Origin of the sequence: Amycolatopsis sp. VS8301801F10 (assembly GCF_046195355.1) — a bacterium.
GTDB lineage: Bacteria > Actinomycetota > Actinomycetes > Mycobacteriales > Pseudonocardiaceae > Amycolatopsis.
The window spans coordinates 4428315-4454987 of record NZ_CP176065.1; the positions used below are offsets into that span (position 1 = coordinate 4428315).

Sequence of the window (26673 nt, forward strand, 5' to 3'; positions counted from 1 at the left end):
GCGATAGCGCACGCCCGCGTGCGGGTCCGGAGGACTTCCATGTCTGGCAACCCTTCGACGGCGCCCAGCCGGCCGTTCGACTGGCGCTTCACCGCGCCGTTGTTCGTCGGCTCCGCCCTCAACCCGATCAACAGCTCGCTGCTGGCGACGGCGCTGTTGCCCATCGCCACGGGGCTCGGTGTGCCGCTGGGGCGGACCGCGGCGCTGGTGATCGCGCTCTACCTGGCCTGTGCCGTCGCGCAGCCGACCGCGGGCAAAGCCGCCGAGGTGTTCGGCGCGCGCCGGGTGTTCCTGGCCGGGATCGTGCTCGTGGCCGTCGGCGGGCTCGTCGGCGGTGTCGCTCAGGAGCTGGGCGCCTTGCTGGCCAGCCGGGTGCTGATCGGCCTGGGCACCTCGTGCGCCTATCCGACGGCGATGCTGATGGTCCGCCGCCGCGCCCGGGAGGCGGGCCTGGACCACCCGCCCGGCGGCGTGCTCGGCGGCCTGCAGATCGCGGGCATCGCCGCGGCCTCCCTGGGACTGCCCGTCGGCGGGGTCCTGGTCGGTGCGCTCGGCTGGCGGTCGGTCTTCCTGGTCAACGTCCCCGTCGCGCTGCTCGCCCTCGCCGCCACGCTGGCCTGGGTCCCGCCCGACGGGCCGCTCGACCGCTCGCGGCGCCCGCGCGAAATCGCCTCCGACCTCGACCTGGGCGGGATCGCGGGATTTGCCGCCGCGATGGCGACGCTGCTGCTGTTCCTGTTCGGCCTGCCCGAACCGAAGTGGGGCCTGCTGGGCGTCTCGGCCCTGATCTGGGCCGGGCTCGTGGCCTGGGAACTGCGCGCCCGCAGCCCCTTCCTCGACGTCCGGCTGCTCGTTTCGAACAAGCCGCTGACCGCCGCCTACTTCCGCTTCGGCCTCGTGCAACTGTGCGCGTACCTGGTGCTGTACGGGATCACGCAGTGGGTCGAGGCCGTGCGGGGGCTCAGCGAAACCGGGGCCGGATTGCTGCTGCTGCCCATGACTCTGGTCAGCGGCCTGGTCATCCTGCCGGTCTCGCGCCGCAATCTGGTCCGCGGCCCGATCGTCGCGGCCGCCCTCGCCTGCCTGGCCGGCTCCGCCGGCGTCCTGCTGCTGAACGGCTCGGCGTGGATCGGCTGGGTCGTCGCGATCACGGTCGTCATCGGGGCAGCCATGGGACTCGCCGGCGCGGGCAACCAAACGGCGCTCTACGCCCAGGCGCCCGCCGAGCAGCTCGGCACCGCGTCCGGACTGCTGCGCACCTTCGGCTACGTCGGCTCCATCGCCTCTTCCGCCGTCACCGGTGTCGTCTTCCACACCGACGTCACAGACCGCGGAGTCCGCCTCATCGCCTGGATCATGATCGGGATCAGTGTCGTGCTGGTCCTGATCTCGTTCGCCCGCCCGAAAACCGAGCGCGCCCGCCGCGGGTCCGATCCGCACGAAACCGAACCCGGAGAACACCGTGCCCGTCACCGCCGTTGACGCCGCCAGCCCACCCGGCCGCACGGAACGGGGCGGCGGCCACGAGTTCCCCGACGGATGGACCGATCTGCTGCCGCAGCTCAACCGGCGGCCCGGAGACAAGACGGTCACCGAGTACTCCTGGGATGCCTTCCACCACACCGATCTCGCCGGCTGTCTAGCCGCGCACCACGTCACCCAGGTCGTCCTCGCCCTCCCGGGGCGAACCGCCGCCGGCGAGCGCGGCAGGGGAGCGGGGCGGGCAAATCCTTGTCTGGCGCGGTTTTCCCGCGTTCCGGACGGACGTGGCGCCCGAACCGCGGGCGCCACGTCCGAGCAGCCGGTCCTCGACGCCCGTGCCGCGCCGTTCCGGGAAACCTTCCCGCGGCCGGGCGCCGGGGAGTCGGCGCGGTCGGGCTACCGGGACGGTCGCTGGTAGACGCCACGCTCCTGCATGAGGGCGATCTGCCGCTCGAGGACCTGCGTGCGGAACTCGGCGTGGTTGCCCGGAATCCGCTCCAGATAACGGTTTTTCGGGTAGATCGGCTGTTCGTAGGCGATCTGCGCGAGTTCGGTGCGCACGTCTTTGAGCCAGTTGGTCACCGACGCCGCCGAGCGGTGGTGGCGAAGCGCCTCGATGTCGATCACGCCGGACACGTAGGCGGAACCGTTGGTGTCGAACTGTTTGCCGACGACCGCTCCCTGGTAGTCCACGATCATCGACCGGCCGCCGCCGGTGTCGACGGCCGCCGTGCTGCCCGAGTTCCAGCCGCCGCCGATGTTCGGCGCCACCACGTAGAAGTTGTTCTCCAGCGCGCGGGCCCGGTTGGAAATCTCGAAGACGTCGTTGGCGGTGAACGCGGACGGCAGCGACGGGCGGTAGACCACCTCGGCGCCGTTCAGAGCCAGGCCGCGGCCGTTCTCCGGGAAATTGCCCTCCATGGCGATCATGGCGCCGATGCGGCCGATCTTGGTGTCGGCGACCGGCCAGAAGGCGTCGAGCGTGCGCCCGTGCTTGTCGATCCACCAGTCGAGGATGTCGTGCGGGGAGACCGACCGTTCCGAGGGCAGCAACGAGTTCAGTTTGTGGTGCTTGAGCAGGATTTCGCCGTCGGGGTCGATGAGGAAGGCGACGTTGAAGAACAGGTTTTTCCAGTCCGGGTGCCGTGCTTTGGCTTGTGCCATCACGTAAACCTGGTGCTTGCGGGCGAGCGCGCCGAGGCGGTCGGTCTCCGGGCCCGGGATGTCGATCGCGCAGTGGCGGGCGTAGTCGGAGTGGTCGACGTCCTCGATCTCGTCGGTGAACCCCTGGAGAGCGCCTTCGGGGACGGCCAGCAGCCGCACCGGAATGTCCAAACCGGACAGCCACAGTGCGGTGTGGCTCAATTCTTCGATGTGGTCCAGATTTTTCCGGATCTCGGACCTGTCATGGACGGCCCAGTACGTCGGCACCAGTCCGGTGACCCGATACGGCTCGATCACGATCGCCGCCTCTTTTCTGTGCTGGCCGGCCTCGGCCCGCCAGTTAGTTCGTCTACGGAAAGTGTGTACACGAACTAAATTACCAGGCCGCGGGCTTCGCCCGTCAGAGTGAGAGCCGTCACCCGGCGCTGAGTTTGCGCAGCAAGGCGTACAACCGCTGCCGCTCGGAGGCGGACAACCGCGACAGCATCCGCTCCTCGGCCTCCCGGACCAGCGGCGAGGCCGCGTGCAGGGCGGAGGTCCCGTGCTCGGTCAGCTCCAGCAACTGGCGCCTGCGATCCTGGGGGTCGACGCTGCGGGCGACCAGGCCGCGCTCCTCCAGCCGGCGCAGCATCGCGGCCAGGGTGGACTTGTCGATGGCGGCCCGCTCGCCCGCGGTGGCCTGGTCGACGCCCGGATCCCTGGCGATCACGCTCAGAATCGCGAACTGGGGCTTGGTCAGCTCCGGCACGCGAGCCTGCCACTCCGCCGCGTGCTCCTGCAGCACGCGCCGCATGAGGTGGAAACCGTCCTCCAGGGGAAGAGCGACGCCATCGCCAGGGTTGCGAGTCACTCGCTCAGATTACCGGCGCACCCTCCCGCACAGACCTCTCCAGGTCCCGGCCCGGGCCGGGTGCGCTGTCCTCGCGCTGCGGCGAGAAAACGCCGGAACCCCGGCGCGCTCGCCGCGGCGTCACCGACGGCCGATGCGGCGTCGGCCCATCTCTGCCGGACAGCGGCTCAGGACGGCGTCCGGCCACCGTCGACGAGCAGTACCTGGCCGGTGACGACGCGGGCCGCGACGGGGTCGGCGAGGTGGAGGAAGGCAGCCGCGTGGTCGGCCGGGGTAGGGGCCGTCCCCAGCAGGGTGCCCGCGGCGATCCGATCCGCCCGGCCGACGCTGTCGGCGACTGAGCGAGCGGACTGTCCCAGTGCGTCCAGACCGGAGAAACGGGTGTCGGTCGTCCCGCCGGGCGCGACTCCGTTGACGCGTACGGCAGGGGCGAAATCGGCGGCGAGGTGCTGCACTACGCCGCGCAGCGCCCACTTCGAGCTGCCGTAGAGGACGCCGCCTCCGACCGGGCGGAACGCCGATTCGGACAGGGTGAGGGTGATCGAGCCGCCGGTCTCGCGGAGAGCCGGCCAGGCGGCGTGGGCGGCGAGCAGGGCGCTGAGCACGTTGAGCCGCCAGGTCTCCTCGGCCGCGGCGAGCAGCTGCGCGGTGTCGAGCTGGCGGAGCGACGCGTAGTGATCGAAGACCCCGACGCAGCAGGTCAGGTGGTCCAGACCGCCTCCGCCGCCGGCCGACGCTACGCCCGCGGCGAGGACGTCGGGCCTCGTGCCGTCGCCCACGACCACGGTGACCCGGTCGTCGGTCTCCTTCCGCAGGGCGGCGGCGAGTTCGGCCGAACGCTCCACCACCGTGACGCGGGCCCCGGCGCCCAGGTAGGCAAGGGCGGCGGCCCGGCCGATGCCCGACCCCCCTCCGACCACCAGCGCGGACCGTCCGGCCAGCCGGGTCACGGCGCCGGCCGCCGGGCCAGCAGCTCGGTGATCAGCCCCGGCTCCTGATAACTCAGGCAGTCGAGGGCGACCGCGTCGAGGAGCACCCGGGTGCCCCGGCGCGGCGACCAGATGTCGAGCCGCATCCCGTTGCGGGTCCCGACGCGTCGCACGACGACGTCGACGAACTCGTTCGCGACCACGATCGGGCCGTCGGCCGACGCCGAGGGGTACTCCGGGATGTCCCCCGCCGGAGGCTCCTCGACGACGGGCTCGGGGATCTGCATGACGCCTCCCGGGTCAGACGAAGACGGACAGGTTGTGGGCGTTGATCAGCGACTGGTCGAACGCCGCCCAGCGGCGGGCCAGCCGCCAGCCGTCCGGCGTGCGGCGCACGATGTCCTTGCGGTCGAGCGAGTAGAGGCTCGGCGTGGGACTGTCGCCGCGGCTGCGGTAGACGAAGCAGTTCGAGGCCACGGCGTACTCGCCGGCGACCTCGCCGGGGTCGACGATCACGTTGGCGACGTAGTGCCGGGTCCGCGAGGGCGGCTGCTCGGCCCACGCGAAGTCCGTCTCCAGGCGGCGGATCCGCACCTCGAGGGTCTCCCGGTCGTCGTCGAAGATCCGCGACGTCGGCGAGAGCTCCCACTCGGCGAGGCCCTCGCGGGTCACCCGGACCGGAACCTCGTAGCGGACGTCGTCGGCCAGCATCGCCAGCCAGTCGCGGAACCGGCGCTCGTCGAGCGCCCGCGCTTCGCGGTACAGGAACTCCTCGATCTCGCCGGCGGTGTCCCGGTCGACGCGACCGGCTTGGCCGGCAGGTGTCGTGGTCATCAGGCCTCCCCGGCCAGGTAGTCGCCCCAGCGGCTCCACAGGTTCCGGAAGTTGGTGTCGTTGACGTAGGGGACGACGGCGTGCCCGGGTCCCGGGAAGTCCCGGTCCGGATCGCTTCCCATCCCCATGACGTAGGGGAAGTCGACGTCGCGGACCATCGTGGACGCCGCGGACCGGGTGACCTTCGTCCAGTTCTCGAAGTCGTCCTGCTCGAACGTTCCCGCCTGCCCGAACGCCAGCGTGTACGCGCGGTAGGCCTGGTCCTTGTACTCCTGACTGGCGTCCCTGGGCACCAGGCACCACGAGTACATCTCCATCCGGCCCGGGCCCGCGGGGTGGTAGAGCCGCATGGTCACGAACCGCACCCCGGGCTCGCCGGGGACCAGGCTGAACGGCTGCATCAGGAAGGAGAGGTTGGGGAAGACCGTGCCGACCGCGGTGCGGGTGCGGGCGAAGACCTCGGCCTGCTCGGGGCTGAGAGTCCGCTTCATGTCCTCGACCAGGTCGTCGGGGAACCCTCCGAACGGCGGGAAGGCCGGGCTGTGGCCCAGCCCGATGCCGTGGCCCCGGCCGGGGATGCTGACCGCCCAGCCCTGGCTGTGGGTGGAGCCGGAGGACGGGAAGTACCCGAGGTTGAAACCCCACTGGTGCGCGACCGGCGTGTGGTAGCCGTCGCCGGCGAAGTTCTCGGCGCAGATCTTCCAGTCCGTCTCGGCCGTCCAATGGTCCGGCGGACCGTGCACCTCGACGCCGCCGGAGCCGTGCTTGAGATACAGGTCGAGGTAGAACGTGAAGTCGCCGAGGTACTCCTCGAGCGAGGGCGCGTCCGGGGCGAGGCAGCCGAAGACGAGCCCCTCGTAGGACGCGACCCTGACCCGGACCAGACCCCAGTCCTTGCGCTTCAGCCGTTCCTGGTAGCCCTCCTTCAGGTAGGGCACCCCGATCAGCTCGCCGGAGTTCTTGTAGGTCCAGCCGTGATAACTGCACCGGAAGTGGGAGGCGTTGCCCATCTCGGCTTTGCACATCACGTTGCCGCGGTGGCGGCACATGTTGAGGTGCGCGTGCACGGCGCCCTCCTCGTCGCGGGCGACGATGAGGTTGTTGTTGCCGAGGTACCGCGTGACGTAGTCGCCCGGTTCCGGGATTTCGCTTTCGTGCGCGAGGAAACACCACGCCCGGGAGAACAGCCGCTCTTGCTCGAGGGCGTGCACCGCGGGGTCGTTGAACGCCCGGGCGGGGAACCGCCCTTCGCCGATCCCCTCGCGGGTCCGGTCCACCCAGGCGGCGAGGGGATCGGTGTCCGGTGGCGTGCTCATCGCGTCACGCCTGGGACAGCTTCGGGGCGCGGGCGCCGAACCGGGACGCGACCTCGCTCTTGACCTGGTCGTAGCGGGCGACGTGCTCGGCCGTGCTCGCCACGTGCTCGGCGGGCACCAGATCCTCGGTGTAGGGCGGCCGGCACTTGCCGACGTCGAGGTAGCCCGCGCCGTTCACCCGGATCTTCTCCAGCGGGATGTTGTACTTCGCGAACTCCGTGAAGTCCTGGCCCACCAGGAACGGCTCGTGCGCCCAGCGCAGGCGCTCGGTGAGCCAGCGGGCGTCGTCCGTCCGGCCCTGCTGGAGCGCGTCGCGCAGCTCGAGCACCGGGCCGGGGCCCATCGCGGTGGTCGAGGACCAGGCCATGCCGACGAGCTCCTCGCCGTACATCTCCCACGCGGGATACCAGTCGGTCTCGATCGGCATGAGGGGGAAGCTGGTGCCGGTGCGGGCCATGTCGTTGTGGTAGCGGAAGCCGACCGACGCGCCGCCGGCGTACTTGACGGCGACGACCTGGGGCAGCTCGACGAGGGTCTGGTAGACCCGGCGGGGGATGACGCCGCGGAAGGCGGCGGTGTTGTCGTAGACGACGATCGCGAGGTCCGGCACTGCCTCGGCGACGTCGCGGTAGAAGCGCTCCATGACCGGCGCGACCATCTCGCCCCACATCGGGCGGCCCAGCAGGGTCCCGGTGACGCCGAGGCCGGAGAGGAACTTCATGCGCGCGACGGTGTCGCGGGTGTTGAGGGTGGTGGCGCCGATGAAGACCGGGAAGTCCGGGTCGGCCGACTTCACCGTTTCCGCGACGCAGCCGGCGAAGGCCTTCCACTCGTCCAGCGTCAGCGTCGCGCACTCGCCGAGAGTGCCGTTGAGCGCGATCGCGTCGACGCCGTCGGAGATCAGGGCGCGGATCATCCGCTCGGTCTCGGCGAGGTCGACGGTGTCGACGGCGTCGACCCGCTCGGCGCCGGGAAGGGCGGGGGTGGGCGGGTAGGCCATGACCCCGCGCAGGTCGCGGCCGGTGACCTTGGGACGGTTGCTCATGGTGTGTCGTGCTCCTCGTAGTGGGTGGGTTGTCGCCGTCACAGCCGGGCGGCGGCGACGGCGGTGCCGGTGAGCCAGGCGCGCACCGGTTCGTAGGCGAGGACGTCGAATCCGGTGCCCGCCGCGCCGGCGGCGATCAGCCAGGTCCGGATCTCGTGGGCGCCGTTGCCCGCGGCGTCGATTTCGTCGCGCGAGTAGCCGGTCAGCCTGCCGGGGTCGCCGTCGGCCAGCCGGTCCAGGAAGTCCCGGTCGAACTTTTCGTTGATGTCGCCGGACTCCGGCAGGCCGACCCAATGGGAGAGCCCGCCGGTGGCCAGCACCACGACCCGCTCGAACTCCGTCTGGGTCTCCACGGCCCGCCGGACCATCCGGCCGAAGTCGTAGCAGCGCCGCGGCGTCGGCCACGGCGGGTTGACGCCGTTGACGATCACCGGCGCCAGCGGCAGCCGCGCCTGGGGGTCGAGGTGCTTGAGCGGGACGCAGAAGTTCTCGTCGAACTCCAGTCCGCCCTCGACCAGCGCCGGGTCGAACTCCGACTCCAGAGCGGTCTGGTAGAGGTGCCGCCCGAGCGCGGCGGCCCCGGGATGGCGCCGCTGCCGCACGCCGAGGAATCGCGCCATCTCCGGCGTCACCGGGCCGAGGTAGTCCTCGCCGGTGGCGATCGCGAACGCCGGCAGGTTGCCCAGGTGGAAGTTCGTGAAGTGCTCCACCGACACCGCGACGACGGCGTCGGGACGCAGCGACTCGATGCGACGCCGCACCTCGCCGAACGCCGACTCGACCGCGATCCGGCTTTTCTCCTCGGCCCGCTCGGGCCAGCCGGTGATGCCGGGCGAGTGCGAGGCGGCGAAGGCGCCGACGACCTGGCCGTTGCCCGTCATGAGAGCTCTCCTCGGATCCGCGCGTAGTACTCCGTGCGGTCCACCTGGAGCTGGATCGCGCAGAAGTACAGGAGGTAGGGGTTGATGCCGTGCTCGTGGAGAGATCTGAAGTCGAGGTCCCGCATCCACGCGCGGAATTCGCCTCCGACGCCGTACTCGTCGAGCACCGAGTCGGGGTCGGCGAGGTAGCGGTCCTTGACGCCGGGGTGCCGGCGCACGTCCCAGAGCAGGCGGTGCAGCTCGTACACGGCGTCAGCCGAGCTTGCGGACGAACCAGTCCGCGAGCCGCGCGGTGGCCACCGAGAAGTAGTCGTAGCTGCAGTGCAGGGACCCGGCGCCGTCGTAGATGTCGACGGTCACGTCGTCGGTCGTGAGCGCCTCGGCGAACCGGCGGGCGCCCTTGACGTCCATGATGATGTCGTCGGTGCCGTGCATGACGTAGACCGGGACGTCGATCCGGTCGGCGACGCCGTCGAGCGTGAACGCGGCGAGCTTCTCCCGCGCTTCCGCGTCGTCCTTGGAGCCCGACAGCCATTGCAGCTGTTTCTGGAGCGGCGGGTAGAACTCGTAGAAGTCGGTGAGGATGCTCCAGGTGCCGCACCAGGCGGCGACCGCCTTGACCCGCGGTTCGAAGGCCGCGGCGCGCGGGGCGTAGTAGCCGCCGAAGCTGACGCCGGCCAGGCCGATCCGGTCGATGTCCACGTCGGGCCGCCGCGCGAGGTGGTCCAGCACCGCCGCGACCGGCACCTCGTAGTCGGGGCGGCTGTAGAGGTTCTTGAACCGCAGCGAACTGCCGCGGCCGGGGGTGTCGACCATGACGACGTTCATCCCGCGCGCCGGGAATTCCGTGCCGCCGAGGAAGTAGAGCTCCTCGGCCCAGGAGTCGGCGCCGCCGAGGAACACCACGGTCGGGCGGGCGGCGCCGGAATCGTCGGGGCGTACGACGTACCCGTCCATTGTGGTGCCCTCGAACGGGACGTGGATCCGCTCGACAGTGCCGCCGGAGAGCTGGGCGGCGCGCTGGAAGTTCGCGGTGCCGGCCCGGTACGCCTCCTCGCGCCGGGGGTCGTCCGTGCCGAGGAAGAATTCGGAGTGCCGCCAATAGCTGCAGGAGCGTTGCAGCGCGCGGCGCGCGGTGGTGGTCTCCCCGCGCTCGAGGGCCGCCTCGCCGGCCGCGGCGACCTCCTTCGCCGTCCGGCTCCACTCGGCCTGCCAGGTTTCCCCGTCGGTGGTGGTGCGGCCGATCCGGGCGGCGGTCCGGGCGCACTCGAACAGGTCGGCGCCGCCGACAGCCACCTGGGCCAGCAGCCGCATGGTCTGCAGCGACCAGTCCTCGTTCTGCGGGAAGAGCTCGATCACGGACAGCGCGTCCCGGTTCTCGGCGTTCGCGTCGTTGTCGGTCTGGGTCATGTCGGGTCCTTCGGCTCTCGGAGAGGCGGGTCGGTCAGGAGGCGACGGCGTGGTCGGCGAGCAGGTCCTCGACCCGCCGGCGGTCGGCGATCGCCTGGCGGAGCCGGGCGAGCTGGCGGGGGGCGTTGACGCAGACCGCACCGCGGACCACGCCGTCGCGGGAGGTGACCGCGACGACGGAGGACGCGGTCAGGGTGAGGACGGCCAGGTCGTCGGTGGCGCAGGGGCGGCCGAGGCACCGCACCTTCGCGTCGTGCTGGTCGGTCCAGAACATCGGGACGGTCGCGAACGGCGTCGCGTCCCCGAGCAGCGTGGCGGCCGCGTGGCGGCCCTGCTCGACAGCGTTGGTCCAGTGCTCGACGCGGAGGTCGCCGAGCAGCGGATGTTCCCAGCGGGCGACGTCGCCCGCGGCGACGACGCCGGGGGCGGCCGTGGCCAGGCTCGGTTCGCACCGGACGCCGTCGCCGAGGGCGAGGCCCGAACCCTCGAGCCAGCCGGTGGCCGGGACGGTCCCCACTCCCACGAGCACGGTGTCCGCGGTGAGCCGCTCGCCGTCGGCCAGTTCGAGGACGGTGCGCTCGCCCCGGGTCTCCGCGCGGGCCACGCCCGAGGAACAGAGCACGCGCACGCCGCGACTCTCGTGCCTGTCCCGGAACCAGTCGCCGAGGGTCGTGCCGAACACCCGGCTCATCGGGACGGGGGCGACGTCGACGACGGTGACGTCGAGACCGTGCTCGACGGCCGTGGCGGCGACCTCCATGCCGACGAAGCCCGCGCCGACCACGACCAGGTGGCCGCCGGAGCGAAGGGCTCCGGCGAGCCGCCGGGCGTCCGCGTCGGTCCGCAGCTCGTGCGCCGGGGGCAGCGCACGCGCCAGCGGGCTCGGCCGCGGGGCCGACCCGGTCGCGACGACGAGTCCGTCGTAGGGCACCCGCCGGCCGTCCCCGAGCCGCACGGCGCGCCCGGTGACGTCGAGTCCGCTCGCCGGCGTGCCGAGGCGCAAGGCGACCCCGTGCTCGTCGTACCAGTCCGCGGAGCGCAGCAGCAGGTCGTCCGGCTCGTCCCCGGCGAGCATCCTGGCCAGCGCGGTTTTGGAGAGCGGCGGCCGGTCGTAGGGCAGCCCCGGCTCGGCGCCGACCAGCGTCAGCTCGCCGTCGTACCCACGGCGGCGCAGCTCCTCGACCGCGCTGACTCCCGCGAGCGAGGCTCCCACCACGACGACGCGCTTCACGACGGCTCCTCGATCCGGATCGCCTGCGCGGGGCAGCAGCGGGCCGACGCCTCCGCCTTGGGGCGGAGCGCGTCGCCGGGGCCCGCGACGCGCAGCACGGCGCGGTTCTCGTCCTCGTCGAAATCCCAGATTTGGGGCGCCTCGATGAGGCAGTTCGCGTAGCCCTGGCATTTCTCCGGCTCGAACAGCACTGCGTAGGACATCTCGGCCTCCTCAATGACCGGCCGCGGCGAGGTGCGGCATCGCGGGGACGACCTCGGCAAGGCGCGCGGCGCGGGGGGTGTTGCGGCTGGTGAGGGCGCGGAGCTCGCCGCCGGTGACCACGGCGGTGATGCCGGGGATGTCTCCGATGGCGAGGGCGCCGACGGCGTCGTCGGCGGTGGAGCCCCACGGCGCGTCCATGACGACCAGATCGGCCGCCGCGCCGACGCGGACAAACCCGGCGGGCAGGCCCCACGTGCGGGCGTTGTTGCCGGTGGCGGCGGCCCATACGCGGGCCGGGTCGATGCCCGACCAGGAGGAGAGCTCGGCCACGGTTTTGAGCACGCCGAGCGGCATCACGCCGGTGCCGGTGGGGGTGTCGGAGCCGAGGACGACCCGGTCGAAGCGGCCCTCGGCGTCGCACTTGCGCAGAATGCGCACGGCGGAACGCAGGTTGCCCGCCTGCACCAGCTGGACCGCCATGGCGGTCTCCTCGATGATCCGGTCGACCCCGGAGCCGGGGAGCGAGGTGGGCCCGCCGTTGAGGTGACCGCAGACGTCCGGGCCGAGATGGAGCAGATGCTCGGGGGTGATCGGCTTGCTGCCCGGGATGCTCGCGCCGCCGGAGTGGCACATGACCGTGATGCCGTGCCGCTGGGCCCACTTGACCTGGTCGTAGCCGTCGGCGGGGTCGGCGTAGAGCCCGAAGCCGAACTTCGCCAGGTGCACGCCGGCGGCCGCGAGCTCGGCGAAGTCCGGCTCGGTCAGGCTCGGCTCGAGCACCACCGAGCCGGCGTGCACGGTCATGCCGCCCGGGCGGAAGTTCCGGAAGCAGGACCGGGCGGCGATGGCGAGCGCCTTCACTCCGGTCGCGTCGTGCGGCCGGCCCTGGGCGTGGATCTCGCCGGGTGAGACGACGCTGGTGATGCCGCCGTGCACATAGCTGGCCAGGAAGTCGACGGTCTTCTGCCGCGGCGTGTAGTCGCCGAGCACGACGTGGCAGTGCGAGTCGATCAGGCCGGGCGCGACCGTCGTGCCCCGGGCCTCGACGACGACCTCGGCCGCGGCGACCTCGGCGGCGAGATCGCCGGCCCGGCCGACGGCGGTGATCAGCCCGTCCTTGGCGACGACGGTGTCGGCGCCGTCGACGACCGGCGCGGTGTGGTCGCCGGAGAGGACGACGCCCGCGCCGACCACCGCGATGCTGCCGGTCACGACGCGTCCCCGGCGGCATCGGCGACGGTCTTGCCGCCCACCCGGGCGTTGATCCGGCCTCGGTTCGTCACCGCGGCGATCACGACCAGCTCGTCGGGGCGGGGCGCGTCGGGCACGTGCACGGTGAGGGCGTCGTAGTGGCTGCGCACCCAGATTTCGTCTTTGTAGGCCAGCGGCACGTCGATCACCGCGTCGCCGGCGGAGACTTTGGTGACCGAAGTGATCCAGGCCTTGCCGCCCCCGATCGCGTCGCGGAACGCGTTGCCGTACACGGAGGTGATCGCGGCGTTGGCGTGTTCCTGCTCGCCGGCGGTGCCGGCCAAGGCCGCCTTGCCGTAGCTCGCGGCTTCGGCGCCGAGCAGCCGAAGCGCCTCCTTGCCCAGGAAGGCGCCGATCTCGCCGGAGGCGTTGATGATCGGCGACAGGTCCTCGACGTATCCCCGGCCGGCGAACGGGTTGGCGACGACCGCGCACACTGCGACCTTGCGCAGCGGGCCGCCGTCGTCGCCGCGCCCGGCGGCGCTCCTGGTCTCCTCGATCTGGGAGACGACCTTGCGGATGACGAGGGTGCTCACGACTTGTTCCTCCTGCGCGGTAGCTGACGATGTCGGGGGGTGGGACCGGGGACGCGCGTCAGGCCCGGGGGCGGGCACGGGTTTCTTCCGACCCGACGAACCACGTCACCAAGCTGTTGAACTCCTCGGCGTGTTCGATCTGCGCCCAGTGCCCGCACCGGTTGAGCAGGACCAGGCGGCTGTCGGGGATCCGGGTGACGAGCTGGAGACTGTGCTCGTAGTGCACGACGCGGTCGTCCCGGCCGTGGATGGCCAGCATGGGCGCGGTCACCCGGGAGACCGCGTCGCCGAGCTGGAAGTACGGCGGGAGCGTTCCCTCGTCGGCGAACTGGGCGTTCCAGCTGTCCAGGTGCTCCGGACGCGCCAGCGCGGCAGCCGAGCGGGCCTGGGCGAGTTCGTCGGTGGCCCGTGCCTGGTCGAAGCACATCACCTGGACCAGGCGCTTCATGTTCTCCGCCGTGGGCTCGCGGTAGGCCCGCATCAGGATCGCCAGGCCCTCCGAGTGGCCGGCCGCGGAGAAGAGCGGCGGGAAAGGCGAGGGGACGCCCATGGTGACCAGATGGGAAACCCGGTCCGGGTACCGGACGGCGGCCGTGATCGCGGTCATCCCGCCCATCGAGTTGCCCACGAGGGCGGCCTTCTCGATGCCGAGCTTGTCGAGCAGCGCGATCAGCGTGCCGGCATGGTCGCGGCCGGTCTCGTCGGTTTGCGTGTCGCTCTCGCCCCACCCCGGCATGTCGGGCGCGATCACGCGGAAGCGGGCGGCGAGCGGCGCGATGTTGGGCGTGAAGTTCGTCGCGGCGGTCGCCCCGGGCCCGCTGCCGTGGAGGAGGACGAGGGGGTGGCCGCTGCCCGCCTCGAGGTAGTGGACGCGGAAGTGCGGAACGTCGGCGTAGCGGTCGGCGACGACGCTGGTTTCGGAAACGGTCATGCGCTCAATGTGGGTGACATCCGAGGACCGGGGTGAGCGGATGTTCCGGTCGCCGGAACCGCGAATCCGCCCTCGCGCGGCGGCGCGCCGGCCTCGGCCTGACCGCTGGTTCCGGCGACCGGAACGTTCTTCGGCTCCCCGGCGGGCGCCCGTACATCCTCGGCACGGGGACGGCTCGTCCCCGACCGCGAAGGAGAAGGCAGATGAGCGAGATCACCGCCTTGGGCTACCTGGTCGTCCGGGGCCCGGTAGAAGAGTGGAAAACGTTCGGCGCCGAGGTGCTCGGCGCGCAACTGGCCGAGGGCGAGGACCCGTCGACGGCGATCTTCCGCACCGACGACCGCGCCGCGCGGCTGATGGTGGAGGACGGCGCTCCTGGGCCGGATGCCCTCGTCGCGCTCGGCTTCGAGGTCAGGAACGACGCCGAGCTCGACGCCCTGGCCGCCCGGCTGGGCGACCGCGGGATCGCGGTGGCCGAAGACCCGGGGCTCGCCGAGACCAGACGAGTGCGGCGGCTGCTGAAGTTCGCCGACAACGCGGGCAACACGATCGAAGCCTGCGTCGGTCAGGAAGTCAGCGCGACGCCTTTCGTCTCGCCGCGGGGCGTCCGGTTCGTGTGCGGAGACCTGGGCGTCGGGCACGCGTTCTTCTTCGCGGACGACCCGGCGTCTTCGGCGTCCTTCTACCAGGAGGCGCTGGGCTTCCGGCTCAGCGACACCATCGCCTTCGGCGAGGACGCCGGCATCTTCCTGCATTGCAATCCGCGCCATCACACCGTCGCTTTCGCAGCGGTGCCTTCCGTCCCCGCGGGCCTGGGGCACCTGATGCTGGAAGTCCGGTCCCTCGAGGACGTGGGCCGGGCCCTCGACCTCGCCGAGCGCAGCCCCTATCCCGTGCAGATGAGCATCGGCGAGCACTCGAACGACAAGATGACGTCGTTCTACGTCCAGACCCCGTCGGGCTTCGCCGTCGAGTACGGATTCGACGGGCTGCTCGTCGACGACGCCACCTGGAAGGTCGCCCATCACGACGCGATGAGCGTCTGGGGCCACCACCTCACTCCGCCGGACGCCGAGCCGCGGCGGCTCGCGGCGCCGGAAGGGGGCCGGTGATGTCCTCCGGCGTGGCGGTCCCGGGCGGGCTCCAGCAGCTGGTCGAGCCGGACCGCGGCTACGTGAACCCGGTCATCTACACCGATCCGGCGATCTACCAGAAGGAGCTGGAGCTGGTCTTCGGCCGCTCGTGGCTGTTCCTGGCGCACCGTTCCCAGCTGCCCCGGGCCGGCAGCTTCGTGCAGACCTACATGGGCGAGGACCCGGTGCTGGTGGTCCGCCAGCGCGACGGGTCGGTCAAGGCGTTCCTCAACCAGTGCCGGCACCGCGGGATGCGGATCTGCCGCAGCGACCAGGGAGTGAGCAAGACCTTCACCTGCAGCTATCACGGCTGGGGCTACGACCTCGAGGGAAATCTCGTCCACGTGCCCAAGGAGAGCCGCGCGTACCGCGACGAGATCGACAAGACCCGGTGGGGCGCCCTCAAGGTCCCGAGAATCGCCGAGCACAAGGGCTTCTACTTCGGCACCTGGTCCGACGACGTGCCGGAGTTCGAGGACTACCTGGGCGACATGGCGTACTACTTCGACGCCGTCGCGGGCGCGTGGGACGACGGGCTGGAGTTCGTCGGCGGCACCGCCAAGTGGGTCATCGACACCAACTGGAAGTTCGCCTCCGAACAGTTCGCCAGCGACATGTACCACGTGCCCATCTCCCACGCCTCGGCGATGATCGCGCTCAGCGAGGATCCCCGGGCGTGGGCCGCGGGCGACCCTCCCGACGAGGCTCCGGGGCGGCAGTTCGCCGGCAACGGACACGGCTCGGGCGGCTTCTGGAGGTCGCATCTCGAGCACGCCGAGTTCAGCTTCGGGCCGGAGTACCGGGACTGGCTGGCCGCCAACCAGGACGAGATCCACCGCAACCTGGGCGCCGACCGCCCGGACAAAGTCCTTGCCCACAACACGATTTTCCCGAACTTCTCCTGGCTCGGGCTCACCCCGACGATGCGGGTGTGGCATCCGCGCGGACCAGGACAGATCGAGGTCTGGGCATGGACCTATGTGCCGGCAGGCGCCCCCGACCGCATCAAGGATCTGATCCGGCGCGTCGCGCAGCGGCAATTCAGCCCGGCAGGCGTCTTCGAGACCGACGACGGCGAGAACTGGACCGAGATCCAGCTGGTCCTGCGGGGCTACAAGGCCCGAACCACCACGTTCAACGTCCAGATGGGCCTGGGCTATGAAGAGCGCGACAGCCACGGGCTTCCAGGGCTGTCCAACGACGTGTACAGCGAGACGGCCGCCCGCGGCTTCTACCAGCGATGGCTGGAGTTGATGTCCGGCCTCACCTGGGCCGAGATCGGCGAGCGCGAGGCCGCCCGGCGCGCCGGCGAACCCGCCGCCCTGCCACGAGAGGTGCAGAAAGCATGACCACCGCCCGCCCGGACGCCCCAGGCCACCGGCCGGGGGCGCCGATCGCCAGCCATGCCTCCCGCCGACCGGTGGACGTGGCAACCCAGCACCAAGTCGAGCAGTTTCTCTTCGCCGAGGCGCAACTGCTCGACGAGCACCGGTACGACGAGTGGATCACGCTCTTCTCCGAAGACGTCCGCTACTGGGCGCCGACGCGCCGCACGCTGACCCATCGCGAGCGGGACAAGGAGGTCGCGGCGGGCAACGAGACCGCGTTCTTCGACGACGACATCGGTTTCCTCCGCGGTCGCGTCCGTCGCTTGACCTCCGGCGTCTCCCTCGCCGAGGAGCCGCCCTCGCGCACGCGGCGACTCATCACCAACGTCCGGGTCACGCGAAACGAGGACGACTCGCTTGGCGTCGCGTCGAACTTTTCCGTCTACCGCAGCCGGCTCGAACGCCATCAGGACTGGTTCATCGGGGAGCGCTTCGACGTTCTGCGCCCCGTCGCGGAAGACAGCACCGGGCACCCGTTCCTGATCGCCGCGCGCAAGATCGTGCTGGAGCAGACGACTCTGCTGGCGCCGAGCATCTCCGTCATGCTATGAGCGCGAAGCCGGACGATCTCGCCGAGGAGCTCGAAACCCACGAGGGCCGCACCTGGCGGAGGGCTTGTCGCGTCCAGGACGTCCTCGAAGACGAGGGATTGCGCCTGGGCACGCTGCCCCCGGTCGCCGTCTTCACCTCCGAGGGCGAGTACTTCTGCCTCGACGACAGCTGCACGCACGCGTCCTATCCCCTTACCGACGGCTGGGCGGGAGACGGCGTTGTGGAGTGCTCGCTCCACCTCGCTCGGTTCGACCTCCGAACGGGCGCCCCGTCCGGTCCTCCCGCTACGGCCCCCGTGGCGGTCCATCCCGCAACGGCGATCGGCGACGACGTCTACGTCGCCCTTCCCGACACCTACCTGACCAAGGAGTGAAAGCCATGGGTTGGCTCGACCACCGGGCGGCCCTCGTGACCGGGGCCGGATCGGGCCTCGGGCGAGCGATCGTCACTCGCTTCGTCGCCGAGGGCGCGAACGTAGTCGCCTTCGACAAATCCGAGGAGAAACTCCGAGAGGTGCGCGGCCAGCACGGCGAAAAGGTCGCCACGTTCGCCGGCGACGTTCGCAGCGGCAAGGACAACGAGCGCGCCTGCGCACTCGCGGTCGAGGCCTTCGGCCGGCTTGACACTTTCGTGGGCAACGCCGGCCTGTGGGACTTCAACCGCACGCTCGAGGAGTCCTCGACCGACAGCCTGTCTTCAGGGTTCGACGAACTTTTCGCCGTGAACGTCAAGGGGTACCTGCTGGGTGCGCGGGCCGCGCTCGCCGCGCTGCGCGACACCGGCGGGTCCATCATCCTCACGCTGTCCAACGCCGCTTTCTATCCCGCCGGCGGCGGTGCGCTCTACGTGGCCTCCAAGCACGCGGGGGCCGGGTTGGTCAAGCAGCTCGCCTATGAGCTGGCCCCCCGCGTCCGCGTCAACGGGGTCGCGCCTGGGGGCATGGAGACCGATCTGCGCGGCCCGGCATCGCTGGGCCTCTCGCGGACCTCGATCGGGGAAGCGTTTCCCCTTGGCCAGGTCATGGAACAGCGCTCCGCGCTCCGCTTCGCCCCCACGCCGGAAGACTACGTGGGCGCCTACGTATTGCTGGCCGCACCGGCACAGTCGAAGACGGTGACCGGATCGGTGCTGGACATCAGCAGTTTCGGCATCCCCGTCCGGGACGTCCGCGGCTGAGGGCCGGGCGGCTGACCCGTCTCGCCGCGGGTCAGCGCGGGCCAGCTCCGTCCGGCGGGCCCGGCCGAGCCGATCGCGGCCCGGCTCCGGGTCCGGCCGGAGGCGATGCGGACCTCGGTGCGGCAGGCCGAAATCAGCCGGCGGCCCCGGGCCCAGCACCGGCTACGCGCCGGGCCGCGGCCGGCGCCGATCCCCGGCCGTGATCGCGACGCTGTCCTCGCCAGCGGGCAGCGATGGATCAGCCGGGCTGACCGGCGCCCGAGGACATGATCACGTCGCGGACGACCTGCCGGATGCCGGCCATCTCCTCGCGGATCGCGTCGGCGCTGCCCGCCGAGGTCATCACCGCGCCCAGGGTGTGGACCATGACCACGCGGCCCAATCGGCGCGCCACCTCGTCCGGGTCGGCGACTCCCGCCGATCGCGCGAACGGCAGCAGTTCCTCCGCGATCGACTCGTACGAGGACCGGTTCCCGGGGCGGATTTCGGCGCCGAGGCGGTGGCCGCGCTGACCGGTGCCGAGACGACGCGGGCGGTCGCCCTGCTGGACCGGCTCGCCGCCGCACACCTGGTCGAACACGCGTCGGGCCGGTACCGCTTCCACGACCTGCTTCGCCGGTACGCCGCCGAGCAAGCCGGGCAGCTGGAGTCCGCCGCGGCCCGCGAGCAGGCGCTGCGCCGCTTGTATGACTGGTACCTGGCATCGGTGGACGGTGCCGCGCGCCTTCTGTACCCGCACATGCTGCGGCTGCCGGGCTCCGCGGTGCCAGCCGAGTTCGCCGGGCTGGGCGAGGCGTCGGCGTGGCTGGACACCGAACGCGGCAATCTCGTCGCTGCCGTGCGGTTCGCGGTCGAGGTCGGGCCGCGGCCCATGGCGTGGCGGCTGGCCGACGCGTTGCGCGGGTACTTCTGGATGTGCATGCGCCGCGTCGAGTGGCTCGCGGTCGCCGAAGCCGCCCTGCGCGCCGCCGATGCGGACGGGGATCCTCGTGCGCGGGCCGTCGCCCGGCTCAGCCTTGCGGACTTGTACTTCCGCCAGGGCTGGTACCGGCAGGCCGTCCGGCAGTACACGGCATCGCTGCTGCTCGCGCGCCGGGCCGGCTGGGCCGAGGCGCAGGCCGCGGTGCTCGGCAATCTGGGGTGCGTCTACTGGCAGTCCGGGCGGCTGGCCGACGCCGCGTCCCGGTTCGGCCGCGGACTGACCCTCAGCAGACGCATCGGCCAGCCGGCCGGCGAGGCGGTCGCGTTCGGCAACCTCGGGCTGGTCCACTGGGAAATGGGCCGGCTCGCCGAAGCCGCCGAGCACTACACCCAGGCGCTGCGCCGGTACCGCCGGATCGGGTCCCGCTACGGCGAAGCGATCAGCCTCGCCAACCTGGGGCAGGCACAGCACGCTCGCGGCCGGACGGCTGAGGCGGTGGAGCTGCTCTGCCAGTCGCTGGACCTGCAGTGCGAGGCGGGAAACCGGGGCGGCGAAGCGGAAACCCGCAGCCGGCTGGCCTTGGCGCACGGCGAGCGCGGCCACCGGGCCATGGCGCTGGAATGCGCCGGCGCGGGGCTCGCGCTCGCCCGGGAGGCGGGCGACCCGCGAACCGAGGCGGAGGCGCTGGCCGCGCTGGCGGCCGTGCTCGCCCGTTTCGGCGACCGGCCGGAGGCGACCCGGCGGTACGAACAGGCCCTCGACCTCATCCGCGAAACCGGAGACCGCTACCCGGAAACCGACGCGCTGATCGGCCTGGCGACGGTCACCTCGGATCCGGAGCCGGCCCGGCAGGCGCTCGCGCTCGCCGAGGGAGCGGGCTACCGGGCGTTGCGGGGCCAGGCCTTGACGGCGCTGGCCGGAGCCCTGCTCGCCCGCGGCGAACCCGGGGCCGCCGCCGAGCACGCCCGCAATGCGCTTGCGGTGCACCGGGAAACGGGCCACGGGCCGGGGGAGACGCGAACGTTGGCGCTCCTTTCCCGGCTGAGCCGGGGCGAGTGATTCACCAGCGGATGCCGCTCTTGTCCACCGTGTAGGCGCCGTCCGGTTCGACGGTGACGGCCAGCCAAGGGTTCACCCCGTCCGTCCCCTGGCAGGCGAACTCGCCCCGGTCGTAGATCGTCTGGCCGGTGCCGTCCTTCGCGGGGGCGCGGTATTCCTCGACGACGCGCACCCAACGGCAGGCTTGGTTGAGCACCTGGTGGGTGATGGCCAGCTCGACTGACGTGATTTTCGCGCTCTGCACACACCACGAGATCCGGTTGGAGTATTTCCATGCTCCTTCGTTGACCAGCTCGATGGGTGCGGTGGACCAGCACCCGTGCCTTTCCGCCGCCACGCCGGTGCCGGACGGGACAGCGGCGAGCAATCCCGCTGTGACGGCTGTGAGTGCGCCGGTTCTCAGCATGACGACCCCCTGGTTTTCGTGTGCTCCCAATCTCTTGGCTCTCCGGCGGGGCCGCAAGATGGGGTGGGGGGTGGTCCAGTGGGCGTTCAGCGGGTGTCCAGTTCGGGTGCGCGGCAGTTCTGGTGGGGCAGGGGTCTACTTCTCGCGCTGCCTGATGATGTTTCGGATCTCCGACTCGGGCGGAGCTTCGTACGGAAATGCCGCGCGGCAGAGAGATTCTCGAACGATTCCTCGCGCTGCGGGAGGCACCCCTCCCGGGGCGACACCGCGAAATCCGCACGGTGCCTTGACCGGAGAAGAAAACCCCGCCGGATCCGGAGTCCGCTTCCCGTACCTGCGGGGGTGTGCCGGAGCGGCGATGATCGGCCAAGCTGGGCGGGTGGCGACGTATCGGCAGGTGTTCGGCAGGCCGGAGTTCCGGGCGCTGTTCGCGAGCATGGTGGTTTCGGTCGCGGGCGACCAGTTCGCCCGGGTGGCGTTGTCGCTGCTGGTGTTCGACCGGACGCGCTCGGCGGGCTGGACCGCCGGGGTTTACGCGCTGACCTACGTGCCGTCGATTTTCGCCGGTCCGTTGCTGTCGGGGCTCGCGGACCGGTGGCCGCGGCGGCGCGTCATGGTGGCCGCTGACCTGCTGCGCGCGGTGCTGGTCGCGGTCATGGCGATTCCCGCGCTGCCGCTGCCGGTCGTCGCGGGGCTGCTGGTCGTGGTGCAGGCGGCTGGGGCGCCGGGCAACGCCGCCCGGGCGGCGACCGCCGCGGCGGTTCTGCCGGGCGAGGAGTTCGTGCTGGGCAAGGGCGTGCTGGACATGGTGGTCCAGCTGGCGCAGGTGGCCGGGTTCGCCACGGGCGGGACGCTGGTCGCGTTCTTCGGTCCGGGCCAAGCACTGGTCGCGGACGGCGTGACGTTCGTGGCGTCCGCGGCGGCGGTGCGGTTCGGGATCCGGGCGCGGCCTGCGCCGGGCGTGCCGGACCCGGGGACCGGGACGCGGGCGGGGCGGTGGTGGGCCGATCTGCGCGCCGGGACGGTGCTGGTCGCGCGGACGCCGCGGCTGCGTTCTCTGGTGGGTTTGGCTTGTGCGGCCGGGTTTTACGTCACGGTCGAGGGGCTGGCGGCGCCGTATGCGGAGTCGATCGGCGGGTCCGCGCAGGCGGTGGGGGTGCTGCTCGCGGCGAGTCCGGCCGGGACGGTCCTCGGGATGCTGATCGTGTCCCGGCTGCCGTCGCGGGTGCGGATGCGGTTGCTCGGCCCGCTCGCGGTGGCCGCCAGCGTTCCGCTGGTGGTGTGCGCGGTTCAGCCCGGGCTGGCCGTGACGGCTGTCCTGTGGGGGCTTTCGGGAATGGCGAGCGCGTATCACCTGCCGGCGTCGGCGGCGTTCACGCTGGCGGTTCCCGACAGCCGGCGGGCGCAGGCTTACGGTCTGGCCGCGACCGCGTTGACGACCAGCCAGGGCGCCGGGATCGCGGTGGCCGGCCTCGCGGCGACCGCGGCGAGCCCGAGCGCGGTCCTCGCCTGCTGCGGGGCACTCGGCGTGCTGGCCGCGCTCGCGGCGGGCGCGGCTTGGAACCGCGCCCGCCGTGCCGCGGAACCGGGGTAGCGGATCAGCGGGCCCACTCGTTTCCGCGGAGGCGGTCCCACTCGTTGCCCTGGCAGCGGGTCCACTCGTTGCCGCGGCCGAAACGGGTCCATTCGTTGCCGGGTGCGTTGTTCATGGCGGTGCCTTTCTCGAAGGGCGGTTGGTCCGACCGGCGTATCGACGGCCGGCGCCGCTGCGGTTACCGTGATTACTCTTCGTTGACAGGGGCAGGTACCAGCGTGACTGGCGAGGGTGGCGGACGCACGGCGAAGCAAGGGCTGCGGTCCCTGCCGCGCCCCGCGCTGTGCCTGGTGCTCGCGGTCGACGCCGGCGCGGTCGGGATCGGAGTGTTTTCGTCGATCTCCGCCGAGATTACCCGGACGCAGTGGCTTTGGTTCGCCGTCCTCGCCGCGGCCGCGGTCGCGCATCTCGAGGCGGTCCGCACCATCGAACGCCGCCGCGAGCAGGCGTCGAAGAAAGCGCCGTACACGAATCTCAAGAGCCTGTGGGTGTTCGCCGCGCTGCTGGTGCTGCCGCTGCCGCTCGTCCTCGCCCTGACCGCGGTGTCCTACGCGTATTGCTGGTACCGGGTTTACGGGCCGACCATTCTGTTCCGCAAGGTCTACTCCGCCGCCACGTTCGTGCTCGCGTCGGCCGCCGCCTCCGCTGTCCTGAACAACGTTTCCCCCGGCGCCCGGCTGCCGCACGATCTGTGGTCGCTGCTGCTCGTGGCCGCCGCGGCCGCCGTGTGGTGGCTGGTCAACTACGCCTTGGTCGTGGTCGCGATCTGCTTGTCCACGCACGAGAAACTCCCGGTGCGGCAGGCCTTGGGACATCCGGGCGACCAGCTGGTCGTCGCGTCGGCGCTGGGACTCGGCGCGACGATGGCCGTCCTGCTGGTCCGCGAACCGTGGGCGCTGCCGGCTCCGATGATCGCCGTGCTGTGCGTGCACCGCGATCTGCTGCTGCCCCAGTACCTGCGCGCGTCCCGGACCGACCAGAAAACCGGACTGGCGGCCCCGGCGTACTGGGCCGACGTCGTCACCGCGGCCCTCGACCGCGCGAAACTCAGCCAGACCAGGCTCGGCGTGGTGTTCCTGGACGTCGACAAGTTCAAAGCCGTCAACGACACCTACGGGCACCCCGCGGGCGACCAGGCCATCCGCGCCGTCGCCGACCTCGTCCGGGCCGAAGTCCGGTCCGAGGACCTCGTCGCCCGCTACGGCGGGGACGAACTGGCGATCCTGGTGCCAGGCCTCGATCCCGGCCAGCTGCTGGCCGTCGCGGAACGGATCCGCACGCGTCTCTTGCACACGCCGGTGGTGCTCACCGCTACCACCGACGGGCAGCCCCGCACCCTGCCTGGGGTGAGCACCTCGATGGGGGTCGCGTCGTATCCGGAGAACGGGGCTTCCGTCGATCAGCTGCTCATGTCCGCGGACGGCGCGCTGCTGCGGGCGAAGCGGAACGGGCGCAACCAGATCCGGGTGGCGGGGGCCGTGGTGCTGGCGGAGGCTGATCCTCGCAGTGGTCGGGCTTTCGGCTGAATCGCTTTCCGGCTGCTTGCTGGTGCCACCCGATCAGCCTCCAGCACTGTCACGGCGAGGCAAATACCGGCAGGGGAGAAGCACTCTTTTCAGCTAGATCCGGCGGCATAGCCAGACCCGCCGTCACCCTGCGCAACGGCGAGACGCGCTGCCGGTTTCCGCCCGGTTCACGGGCGGTTCGCTGGCTGGTCTGGGACGCGGCGGCGTCGCATGGTGGTCGGGCGGTACCCCGGCTGCCGATTCCCGCATCGTCTGTCGTTGCTTGACCTGCGCGGACGGAGCTGTCTCTCGGAAGGGACTCTTGCGATGACCGCTGTTGCGCGCGGAAGCCGTTCGCGTTGCTTGGCCAGGGATCATGGGGCTGCGCTGCGCTCGTTGCGCGCGGCCGCCGAGCATTACGCCGAGCTGGGCTGGGCGGTGCTGCCGGGTCCGGTGTGCGACGGGCTGACGGCCTGGCATCCGGTCACCTTCGAGCTGCTGGGCGGCCGGGAGCCGACGGTGTCCCCGGCCGACGCCACCGTCGACCGCCGCGTTGTCGCGGAGTGGTGGGCGGTGCATCGGCAGACGATCCTCGCACCGGTCGGCGGGGCCTTCGACGTCGTGCGCGCTCCGACGCGCCTCGGCGGACGGGTGCTCGCCGCGTTCGACGGCGGCCACCCGCTCGGTCCGATGGCGTTGTCGCCGCACGGAGCGTTCTTGTTCGTCGAGCCTGGCTCCTGCGGGGACCATGACCCGGTGCCCGGGGTGGAGGTGGTCGCGCCGGGAGAGCTTGTGGTTCTTCCGCCGAGCCGGGTCGTTTCGGGAGTGGTGTGGTGGCGCATCTCGCCGGTGGACCGCGACTCGCTGGGGGACGGGGCTGAGCTTCTGGGGAAGCTTGCTGAGCTTTCTCGCGAATCCGGGTAGGACTCGCGAGTCTGATCAGCGGGTGCAGCGTTGGTTGTCTGCGTCCGGTTCCGCCGCGGTCCAGGCATTCGGTGAATTCTCTTTGCCCGGCTACCCAGGCCTGGTGTTCTGCGCAGTTCTGTCGTGCCGAGAAGATTTCCGGTGTCACACGTCCAGGTGGTCTCGCGGTTGTCCGCGCGTCGATCGGTTATCCGAGCGCGGACCGGTTGACGCGAGGAAAGCGAGGGCGCCATGACTGCCTGGTGGGGACTGGTGGGCCTGGTCGGACTGCCCGGGATTCTCGGCCTGCTCCGGGCTCGGGCCTCGGCTGGGCGGGACCCGCTCGCTCGGTATCCGGTCGCGCGCGAACCCGCGGTTCCGAACGCCGACGCGGCGCACACCCCCTTGATGACGCCCCGGGTCACGCCGGAGATGCTTCACCGCGACGGCGGGCAGGAGCTGCCTCGGGCCGGTTCGGAGGCTCTTCCGGGGGTCGTTCCGCGGGCCCGGGCCGGTGATCATGACAGTCCGGTTCGAGCAGCTGCGGGGATCCGTCCGCAGGCGCCGCCGTCCGCGGGGCGTTTGCGGCGGCCTGGTGCGGTGAAGGAGACATCGCCCGACGGGCCGGAGACACAACCCATGGCGGTGCCCGAATCGCGGTCCGGTCTCGTTTCCTCCCGGCAACCGGAGGTGCCGGAGGAGAAGTCCGAAAGCGTTGCGTCCCAGGCTGTTTCACGGCAAGTGGCTCGGCCCTCGGCGGTGCGGAAAGCGGGCGCGACGGAGTCGTTCCCCGGGCACCACGAGGCCGGGGCCTTGACCGGCGACCTGTCGCAGGAGATTCCCGAATCTCCGGATCAAGAGCGGCCCGATCGGGATTCCCACACCGCGACTGTTCCGCAGGAAAGGCCACCGGACCGAACGGCTCAGCCCGACGATCCTGGGAAAGCGGGGGCCTTGACCAGCGATTTGCCCCAGAAAGAACCTCCCGGGCAATCCAGCACTCCCGCCCAGCAAGAAAGGAGTCCCGGCCGGCGGCTGAGCGAGACGGCTCGGCGCCTGGTCGCGCGGACGGTCCAGTACCGCCGCGGGCCGCTCACTCGTATCTTCCGAAAGGGGAATTCCCGATGACCGCCCACGTACGCCGCCAGGTCGGTGCTCTTTGCGCCGCAGTCGTGATTCCGCTGCTGACGGCCGGGGCCGCCGACGCCGCTGTTCCGGCGCCCGGCTCCGCGCAACCGGTGCAGACGCAGAACAACGGCGACAACGGAAACAACAATAACCACAACGACGACCACGACAACGGCAACAACGGGTTGTGGGGTCTGCTCGGATTGCTCGGCCTCGTCGGTCTCGCGGGTCTCGCCCGGCGCGGTCCCAAACCGGGCGCGATGGCGGGGTATCCGGCCGCTCCGGAGCAGCAGACGCCGCCCGCCAACACGTATCCGCCCGCCGGGCCGCGGCGTAATCCGCCGGGGGCGTGAGGACCGGGTGCGGGGTGCCGCCGGGGATCGCGATCGGCAGTCCGCCACGCTCGCGCCGGCGCCGCCCGGGGCGCCGGCGCGGCCGAGTTCGGGCACCCAGGACGAGGAGGACGACCGTGGACGAGGTTCCGGACTCGGCGCTGCGCGCGGCGGTGCGGGAACGCCTGGACTATCTGGACGTTCTCGTGGACCAGGCCGACGACCCGTCGAAGTCCACCTTGGCCGATACCGTGATACCCCAGCTGACCAGCGCATGGCGGGACCTGCTGGCCGCGCACGAGCCCGACGAGCGCGGGTTCTGCCGCACGTGCTCCGCCCGGCGGTTGTTCGGCCGGGTGCGTTGCTCGGTGTGGCGGGCGGCGCATCTTCGCCTGATCGCTGACGCCGGTGAGCGGCGTGCCGTCGGACGTCGTCGCCTTCGGTGCCGGAATGTGGTTCTGCGGGAAGGGAAACCGTGAGCGGGGGTTTGCTGCAGTGCCACGTCCGGCGG

At 71.5% G+C, this 26673-nt stretch carries 30 protein-coding genes; 13 read left to right on the plus strand and 17 right to left on the minus strand.

Going from position 1 to position 26673, the window contains the following annotated elements; translation table 11 throughout:
* Positions 1 to 39: 39 nt before the first annotated feature.
* Positions 40 to 1482 (plus strand): MFS transporter, encoded by a 1443-nt coding sequence (locus F9C11_RS21045; RefSeq protein ID WP_409186579.1) that lies wholly within the window; start codon positions 40 to 42, stop codon positions 1480 to 1482.
* A complete protein-coding gene (locus F9C11_RS21050; RefSeq protein WP_409186580.1) occupies positions 1463 to 1900 on the plus strand; it encodes a hypothetical protein in 438 nt (145 codons plus the stop codon). Before F9C11_RS21045 ends, F9C11_RS21050 begins: the two co-directional genes overlap by 20 nt.
* On the opposite strand, the gene F9C11_RS21055 is transcribed toward F9C11_RS21050, so the two are convergent.
* The 15 genes from F9C11_RS21055 to F9C11_RS21125 form a co-directional block, all read right to left on the minus strand.
* Positions 1879 to 2943 (minus strand): nitrilase-related carbon-nitrogen hydrolase, encoded by a 1065-nt coding sequence (locus F9C11_RS21055; protein WP_409186581.1) that lies wholly within the window; start codon positions 2941 to 2943, stop codon positions 1879 to 1881. The genes F9C11_RS21050 and F9C11_RS21055 overlap by 22 nt on opposite strands.
* Before the next feature lie 118 nt (positions 2944 to 3061).
* Positions 3062 to 3496, minus strand: coding sequence for a MarR family winged helix-turn-helix transcriptional regulator (locus tag F9C11_RS21060; protein ID WP_409186582.1), 435 nt, complete (start codon positions 3494 to 3496; stop codon positions 3062 to 3064).
* Between the two features lie 167 nt (positions 3497 to 3663).
* Positions 3664 to 4416 (minus strand): SDR family oxidoreductase, encoded by a 753-nt coding sequence (locus tag F9C11_RS21065; protein WP_409186583.1) that lies wholly within the window; start codon positions 4414 to 4416, stop codon positions 3664 to 3666.
* A 26-nt stretch (positions 4417 to 4442) separates the two neighbouring features.
* The gene (locus F9C11_RS21070; RefSeq protein ID WP_409186584.1) at positions 4443 to 4712 is read right to left on the minus strand and encodes a hypothetical protein; all 270 of its coding nucleotides are present in this window, start codon (positions 4710 to 4712) and stop codon (positions 4443 to 4445) included.
* Between the two features lie 13 nt (positions 4713 to 4725).
* Complete coding sequence (locus F9C11_RS21075; protein ID WP_409186585.1) at positions 4726 to 5259, minus strand: 3-phenylpropionate/cinnamic acid dioxygenase subunit beta; 534 nt, start codon at positions 5257 to 5259, stop codon at positions 4726 to 4728.
* The gene (locus F9C11_RS21080) at positions 5259 to 6575 is read right to left on the minus strand and encodes an aromatic ring-hydroxylating oxygenase subunit alpha (RefSeq protein ID WP_409186586.1); all 1317 of its coding nucleotides are present in this window, start codon (positions 6573 to 6575) and stop codon (positions 5259 to 5261) included. The genes F9C11_RS21075 and F9C11_RS21080 overlap by 1 nt, the downstream gene beginning before the upstream one ends.
* Before the next feature lie 4 nt (positions 6576 to 6579).
* The gene (locus F9C11_RS21085; protein ID WP_409186587.1) at positions 6580 to 7620 is read right to left on the minus strand and encodes a dihydrodipicolinate synthase family protein; all 1041 of its coding nucleotides are present in this window, start codon (positions 7618 to 7620) and stop codon (positions 6580 to 6582) included.
* Between the two features lie 38 nt (positions 7621 to 7658).
* Positions 7659 to 8501 carry a hypothetical protein gene (locus tag F9C11_RS21090; RefSeq protein ID WP_409186588.1) on the minus strand — a complete coding sequence of 281 codons (843 nt, stop codon included), beginning with the start codon at positions 8499 to 8501 and terminating at the stop codon, positions 7659 to 7661.
* Positions 8498 to 8749 carry a hypothetical protein gene (locus tag F9C11_RS21095; protein WP_409186589.1) on the minus strand — a complete coding sequence of 84 codons (252 nt, stop codon included), beginning with the start codon at positions 8747 to 8749 and terminating at the stop codon, positions 8498 to 8500. Before F9C11_RS21095 ends, F9C11_RS21090 begins: the two co-directional genes overlap by 4 nt.
* Positions 8750 to 8753: 4 nt before the next feature.
* Positions 8754 to 9911 (minus strand): alpha/beta hydrolase family protein, encoded by a 1158-nt coding sequence (locus tag F9C11_RS21100; protein WP_409186590.1) that lies wholly within the window; start codon positions 9909 to 9911, stop codon positions 8754 to 8756.
* Positions 9912 to 9945: 34 nt separating this feature from the next.
* Complete coding sequence (locus F9C11_RS21105; RefSeq protein ID WP_409186591.1) at positions 9946 to 11142, minus strand: NAD(P)/FAD-dependent oxidoreductase; 1197 nt, start codon at positions 11140 to 11142, stop codon at positions 9946 to 9948.
* Positions 11139 to 11345 (minus strand): ferredoxin, encoded by a 207-nt coding sequence (locus F9C11_RS21110; RefSeq protein WP_409186592.1) that lies wholly within the window; start codon positions 11343 to 11345, stop codon positions 11139 to 11141. The genes F9C11_RS21105 and F9C11_RS21110 overlap by 4 nt, the downstream gene beginning before the upstream one ends.
* A gap of 10 nt (positions 11346 to 11355) precedes the next feature.
* On the minus strand, positions 11356 to 12558 hold the full coding sequence (locus F9C11_RS21115) for an amidohydrolase family protein (RefSeq protein WP_409186593.1): 1203 nt from the start codon (positions 12556 to 12558) through the stop codon (positions 11356 to 11358).
* Positions 12555 to 13133 carry an amino acid synthesis family protein gene (locus F9C11_RS21120; RefSeq protein WP_409186594.1) on the minus strand — a complete coding sequence of 193 codons (579 nt, stop codon included), beginning with the start codon at positions 13131 to 13133 and terminating at the stop codon, positions 12555 to 12557. Before F9C11_RS21120 ends, F9C11_RS21115 begins: the two co-directional genes overlap by 4 nt.
* Before the next feature lie 58 nt (positions 13134 to 13191).
* Positions 13192 to 14064 (minus strand): alpha/beta fold hydrolase, encoded by an 873-nt coding sequence (locus tag F9C11_RS21125; protein ID WP_409186595.1) that lies wholly within the window; start codon positions 14062 to 14064, stop codon positions 13192 to 13194.
* A 203-nt stretch (positions 14065 to 14267) separates the two neighbouring features.
* Between F9C11_RS21125 and F9C11_RS21130 the strand changes: the two genes are divergently transcribed.
* From F9C11_RS21130 to hcaB, 5 genes are read left to right on the plus strand one after another with little or no spacing between them, the layout of a single operon-like run.
* On the plus strand, positions 14268 to 15176 hold the full coding sequence (locus tag F9C11_RS21130; RefSeq protein ID WP_409186596.1) for a VOC family protein: 909 nt from the start codon (positions 14268 to 14270) through the stop codon (positions 15174 to 15176).
* Positions 15176 to 16546 carry an aromatic ring-hydroxylating dioxygenase subunit alpha gene (locus F9C11_RS21135; protein ID WP_409186597.1) on the plus strand — a complete coding sequence of 457 codons (1371 nt, stop codon included), beginning with the start codon at positions 15176 to 15178 and terminating at the stop codon, positions 16544 to 16546. The genes F9C11_RS21130 and F9C11_RS21135 overlap by 1 nt, the downstream gene beginning before the upstream one ends.
* Entirely contained in the window at positions 16543 to 17136 is a 594-nt protein-coding gene (locus tag F9C11_RS21140) for an aromatic-ring-hydroxylating dioxygenase subunit beta (RefSeq protein WP_409186598.1), read from the plus strand. The genes F9C11_RS21135 and F9C11_RS21140 overlap by 4 nt, the downstream gene beginning before the upstream one ends.
* Complete coding sequence (locus F9C11_RS21145) at positions 17133 to 17510, plus strand: non-heme iron oxygenase ferredoxin subunit (protein WP_409186599.1); 378 nt, start codon at positions 17133 to 17135, stop codon at positions 17508 to 17510. Before F9C11_RS21140 ends, F9C11_RS21145 begins: the two co-directional genes overlap by 4 nt.
* A 5-nt stretch (positions 17511 to 17515) precedes the next feature.
* Positions 17516 to 18313 carry a 3-(cis-5,6-dihydroxycyclohexa-1,3-dien-1-yl)propanoate dehydrogenase gene (gene hcaB / locus F9C11_RS21150; protein WP_409186600.1) on the plus strand — a complete coding sequence of 266 codons (798 nt, stop codon included), beginning with the start codon at positions 17516 to 17518 and terminating at the stop codon, positions 18311 to 18313.
* 238 nt (positions 18314 to 18551) lie between these two features.
* Here hcaB and F9C11_RS21155 read toward each other — a convergent pair whose 3' ends face one another.
* A complete protein-coding gene (locus F9C11_RS21155; protein WP_409186601.1) occupies positions 18552 to 18695 on the minus strand; it encodes a hypothetical protein in 144 nt (47 codons plus the stop codon).
* Between the two features lie 117 nt (positions 18696 to 18812).
* Between F9C11_RS21155 and F9C11_RS21160 the strand changes: the two genes are divergently transcribed.
* Positions 18813 to 20294 carry a tetratricopeptide repeat protein gene (locus tag F9C11_RS21160; RefSeq protein ID WP_409186602.1) on the plus strand — a complete coding sequence of 494 codons (1482 nt, stop codon included), beginning with the start codon at positions 18813 to 18815 and terminating at the stop codon, positions 20292 to 20294.
* A gap of 1 nt (position 20295) precedes the next feature.
* Here F9C11_RS21160 and F9C11_RS21165 read toward each other — a convergent pair whose 3' ends face one another.
* On the minus strand, positions 20296 to 20700 hold the full coding sequence (locus tag F9C11_RS21165) for a hypothetical protein (protein ID WP_409186603.1): 405 nt from the start codon (positions 20698 to 20700) through the stop codon (positions 20296 to 20298).
* Between the two features lie 379 nt (positions 20701 to 21079).
* On the opposite strand from F9C11_RS21165, the gene F9C11_RS21170 reads away from it, so the two are divergent.
* From F9C11_RS21170 to F9C11_RS21190, 5 genes are all read left to right on the plus strand, one after another.
* A complete protein-coding gene (locus F9C11_RS21170; RefSeq protein WP_409186604.1) occupies positions 21080 to 22294 on the plus strand; it encodes an MFS transporter in 1215 nt (404 codons plus the stop codon).
* 218 nt (positions 22295 to 22512) lie between these two features.
* Complete coding sequence (locus tag F9C11_RS21175) at positions 22513 to 23820, plus strand: GGDEF domain-containing protein (protein ID WP_409186605.1); 1308 nt, start codon at positions 22513 to 22515, stop codon at positions 23818 to 23820.
* 306 nt (positions 23821 to 24126) lie between these two features.
* A complete protein-coding gene (locus F9C11_RS21180) occupies positions 24127 to 24723 on the plus strand; it encodes a bifunctional DNA primase/polymerase (protein ID WP_409186606.1) in 597 nt (198 codons plus the stop codon).
* 1103 nt (positions 24724 to 25826) lie between these two features.
* Positions 25827 to 26183, plus strand: a complete 357-nt coding sequence (locus tag F9C11_RS21185; protein ID WP_409186607.1) for a WGxxGxxG family protein — start codon at positions 25827 to 25829, stop codon at positions 26181 to 26183.
* A gap of 116 nt (positions 26184 to 26299) precedes the next feature.
* Positions 26300 to 26641, plus strand: a complete 342-nt coding sequence (locus F9C11_RS21190; RefSeq protein ID WP_409186608.1) for a hypothetical protein — start codon at positions 26300 to 26302, stop codon at positions 26639 to 26641.
* Positions 26642 to 26673 lie beyond the last annotated feature (32 nt).

Bases quoted from the DNA above. Each gene is read 5' to 3' on its own strand.
- F9C11_RS21075 (WP_409186585.1), bottom strand. From the start codon at position 5,259: ATGACCACGACACCTGCCGGCCAAGCCGGTCGCGTCGACCGGGACACC.
- F9C11_RS21165 (WP_409186603.1), bottom strand. From the start codon at position 20,700: ATGCTGAGAACCGGCGCACTCACAGCCGTCACAGCGGGATTGCTCGCC.
- F9C11_RS21130 (WP_409186596.1), top strand. From the start codon at position 14,268: ATGAGCGAGATCACCGCCTTGGGCTACCTGGTCGTCCGGGGCCCGGTA.
- F9C11_RS21100 (WP_409186590.1), bottom strand. From the start codon at position 9,911: ATGACCCAGACCGACAACGACGCGAACGCCGAGAACCGGGACGCGCTG.
- hcaB (WP_409186600.1), top strand. From the start codon at position 17,516: ATGGGTTGGCTCGACCACCGGGCGGCCCTCGTGACCGGGGCCGGATCG.
- F9C11_RS21185 (WP_409186607.1), top strand. From the start codon at position 25,827: ATGACCGCCCACGTACGCCGCCAGGTCGGTGCTCTTTGCGCCGCAGTC.
- F9C11_RS21080 (WP_409186586.1), bottom strand. From the start codon at position 6,575: ATGAGCACGCCACCGGACACCGATCCCCTCGCCGCCTGGGTGGACCGG.
- F9C11_RS21145 (WP_409186599.1), top strand. From the start codon at position 17,133: ATGAGCGCGAAGCCGGACGATCTCGCCGAGGAGCTCGAAACCCACGAG.
- F9C11_RS21070 (WP_409186584.1), bottom strand. From the start codon at position 4,712: ATGCAGATCCCCGAGCCCGTCGTCGAGGAGCCTCCGGCGGGGGACATC.
- F9C11_RS21135 (WP_409186597.1), top strand. From the start codon at position 15,176: ATGTCCTCCGGCGTGGCGGTCCCGGGCGGGCTCCAGCAGCTGGTCGAG.
- F9C11_RS21140 (WP_409186598.1), top strand. From the start codon at position 16,543: ATGACCACCGCCCGCCCGGACGCCCCAGGCCACCGGCCGGGGGCGCCG.
- F9C11_RS21125 (WP_409186595.1), bottom strand. From the start codon at position 14,064: ATGACCGTTTCCGAAACCAGCGTCGTCGCCGACCGCTACGCCGACGTT.
- F9C11_RS21085 (WP_409186587.1), bottom strand. From the start codon at position 7,620: ATGAGCAACCGTCCCAAGGTCACCGGCCGCGACCTGCGCGGGGTCATG.
- F9C11_RS21180 (WP_409186606.1), top strand. From the start codon at position 24,127: ATGACCGCTGTTGCGCGCGGAAGCCGTTCGCGTTGCTTGGCCAGGGAT.
- F9C11_RS21110 (WP_409186592.1), bottom strand. From the start codon at position 11,345: ATGTCCTACGCAGTGCTGTTCGAGCCGGAGAAATGCCAGGGCTACGCG.
- F9C11_RS21045 (WP_409186579.1), top strand. From the start codon at position 40: ATGTCTGGCAACCCTTCGACGGCGCCCAGCCGGCCGTTCGACTGGCGC.
- F9C11_RS21090 (WP_409186588.1), bottom strand. From the start codon at position 8,501: ATGACGGGCAACGGCCAGGTCGTCGGCGCCTTCGCCGCCTCGCACTCG.